Source organism: Streptomyces sp. NPDC055966 (genome assembly GCF_042269865.1).
GTDB lineage: Bacteria > Actinomycetota > Actinomycetes > Streptomycetales > Streptomycetaceae > Streptomyces.
Map to the genome: position 1 here is coordinate 1,967 of NZ_JBHJYK010000068.1, position 3,342 is coordinate 5,308.

Sequence of the window (3,342 nt, forward strand, 5' to 3'; positions counted from 1 at the left end):
GTGAATGACACGACTTCGGCGGTACGCTTGAGCCCCGCTACATTGTCGGCGCGGAATCACTAGACCAGTGAGCTATTACGCACTCTTTCAAGGGTGGCTGCTTCTAAGCCAACCTCCTGGTTGTCTGTGCGACTCCACATCCTTTCCCACTTAGCGTACGCTTAGGGGCCTTAGTCGATGCTCTGGGCTGTTTCCCTCTCGACCATGGAGCTTATCCCCCACAGTCTCACTGCCGCGCTCTCACTTACCGGCATTCGGAGTTTGGCTAAGGTCAGTAACCCGGTAGGGCCCATCGCCTATCCAGTGCTCTACCTCCGGCAAGAAACACACGACGCTGCACCTAAATGCATTTCGGGGAGAACCAGCTATCACGGAGTTTGATTGGCCTTTCACCCCTAACCACAGGTCATCCCCCAGGTTTTCAACCCTGGTGGGTTCGGTCCTCCACGAAGTCTTACCTCCGCTTCAACCTGCCCATGGCTAGATCACTCCGCTTCGGGTCTTGAGCGTGCTACTGAATCGCCCTGTTCGGACTCGCTTTCGCTACGGCTTCCCCACCCGGGTTAACCTCGCAACACACCGCAAACTCGCAGGCTCATTCTTCAAAAGGCACGCAGTCACGAGAATGTGCAAGCACATTCCGACGCTCCCACGGCTTGTAGGCACACGGTTTCAGGTACTATTTCACTCCCCTCCCGGGGTACTTTTCACCATTCCCTCACGGTACTATCCGCTATCGGTCACCAGGGAATATTTAGGCTTAGCGGGTGGTCCCGCCAGATTCACACGGGATTTCTCGGGCCCCGTGCTACTTGGGTGTCTCTCAAACGAGCCGCTGACGTTTCGACTACGGGGGTCTTACCCTCTACGCCGGACCTTTCGCATGTCCTTCGCCTACATCAACGGTTTCTGACTCGTCTCACGGCCGGCAGACCGTGAAAGAGAGATCCCACAACCCCCACGACGCAACCCCTGCCGGGTCTCACACGCCATAGGTTTGGCCTCATCCGGTTTCGCTCGCCACTACTCCCGGAATCACGGTTGTTTTCTCTTCCTGAGGGTACTGAGATGTTTCACTTCCCCTCGTTCCCTCCACACTGCCTATGTGTTCAGCAGCGGGTGACAGCCCATGACGACTGCCGGGTTTCCCCATTCGGAAACCCCCGGATCAAAGCCTGGTTGACGACTCCCCGGGGACTATCGCGGCCTCCCACGTCCTTCATCGGTTCCTGGTGCCAAGGCATCCACCGTGCGCCCTTAAAAACTTGGCCACAGATGCTCGCGTCCACTGTGCAGTTCTCAAACAACGACCAGCCACCCATCACCCCACCGGACAAATCCGGTGAGTGCACTGGGGCCGGCGACTGAAGGAAGATCATTCCCTCAGACACCCAACAGCGTGCCCGGCCGCGTCCCGTCCGGAGATCATGCGTTCCACACTCTTACGAGCAGTACTAACAGCCTCCGACCCGTGAACACGGCCGAATAATCAACGTTCCACCCATGAGCAACCAGCATCGGACACTCGCCGATGTACTGGCCTCTGACCGAGCGAACCCGGTAAGAAGTGCTCCTTAGAAAGGAGGTGATCCAGCCGCACCTTCCGGTACGGCTACCTTGTTACGACTTCGTCCCAATCGCTAGTCCCACCTTCGACGACTCCCTCCCACAAGGGGTTGGGCCACCGGCTTCGGGTGTTACCAACTTTCGTGACGTGACGGGCGGTGTGTACAAGGCCCGGGAACGTATTCACCGCAGCAATGCTGATCTGCGATTACTAGCAACTCCGACTTCATGGGGTCGAGTTGCAGACCCCAATCCGAACTGAGACCGGCTTTTTGAGATTCGCTCCACCTCACGGTATCGCAGCTCATTGTACCGGCCATTGTAGCACGTGTGCAGCCCAAGACATAAGGGGCATGATGACTTGACGTCGTCCCCACCTTCCTCCGAGTTGACCCCGGCGGTCTCCTGTGAGTCCCCATCACCCCGAAGGGCATGCTGGCAACACAGAACAAGGGTTGCGCTCGTTGCGGGACTTAACCCAACATCTCACGACACGAGCTGACGACAGCCATGCACCACCTGTACACCGACCACAAGGGGGGCACTATCTCTAATGCTTTCCGGTGTATGTCAAGCCTTGGTAAGGTTCTTCGCGTTGCGTCGAATTAAGCCACATGCTCCGCTGCTTGTGCGGGCCCCCGTCAATTCCTTTGAGTTTTAGCCTTGCGGCCGTACTCCCCAGGCGGGGAACTTAATGCGTTAGCTGCGGCACCGACGACGTGGAATGTCGCCAACACCTAGTTCCCACCGTTTACGGCGTGGACTACCAGGGTATCTAATCCTGTTCGCTCCCCACGCTTTCGCTCCTCAGCGTCAGTAATGGCCCAGAGATCCGCCTTCGCCACCGGTGTTCCTCCTGATATCTGCGCATTTCACCGCTACACCAGGAATTCCGATCTCCCCTACCACACTCTAGCTAGCCCGTATCGAATGCAGACCCGGGGTTAAGCCCCGGGCTTTCACACCCGACGTGACAAGCCGCCTACGAGCTCTTTACGCCCAATAATTCCGGACAACGCTTGCGCCCTACGTATTACCGCGGCTGCTGGCACGTAGTTAGCCGGCGCTTCTTCTGCAGGTACCGTCACTTGCGCTTCTTCCCTGCTGAAAGAGGTTTACAACCCGAAGGCCGTCATCCCTCACGCGGCGTCGCTGCATCAGGCTTTCGCCCATTGTGCAATATTCCCCACTGCTGCCTCCCGTAGGAGTCTGGGCCGTGTCTCAGTCCCAGTGTGGCCGGTCGCCCTCTCAGGCCGGCTACCCGTCGTCGCCTTGGTGAGCCATTACCTCACCAACAAGCTGATAGGCCGCGGGCTCATCCTTCACCGCCGGAGCTTTACACCGTCAAGGATGCCCAAGACGGTCATATCCGGTATTAGACCCCGTTTCCAGGGCTTGTCCCAGAGTGAAGGGCAGATTGCCCACGTGTTACTCACCCGTTCGCCACTAATCCACCCCGAAGGGCTTCATCGTTCGACTTGCATGTGTTAAGCACGCCGCCAGCGTTCGTCCTGAGCCAGGATCAAACTCTCCGTGAATGTTTACCGGTAATCCGGTCGAACACCACGAGAGCGGAACCAGGAGGAGGAATAGTCCTCCCGGTTCACAGCGTCCTCGCTGTGTTTTTCAAAGGAACCTCGCCCCGGTCGTGATGACCGGAGACGGGGTATCAACTAATCTGGCGTTGATTTTTGGCACGCTGTTGAGTTCTCAAGGAACGGTCGCTTCCTTTGTACTCACCCTCTCGGGCTTTCCTCCGGGCTTCCCTTCGGTGTT

Annotated in this window: 2 rRNA genes (1 of these 2 running past the window's edge); both read right to left on the bottom strand. The window is 57.7% G+C overall.

The features are described 5' to 3' along the window. Positions 1-1,271 (bottom strand): 23S ribosomal RNA (locus ACFC8N_RS48600); it reaches 1,922 nt to the left of the window's first position. 307 nt (positions 1,272-1,578) lie between these two features. Further along, a 16S ribosomal RNA gene (locus ACFC8N_RS48605) occupies positions 1,579-3,104 on the bottom strand. The 16S and 23S rRNA genes sit together here, the layout of an rRNA operon. Positions 3,105-3,342 lie beyond the last annotated feature (238 nt).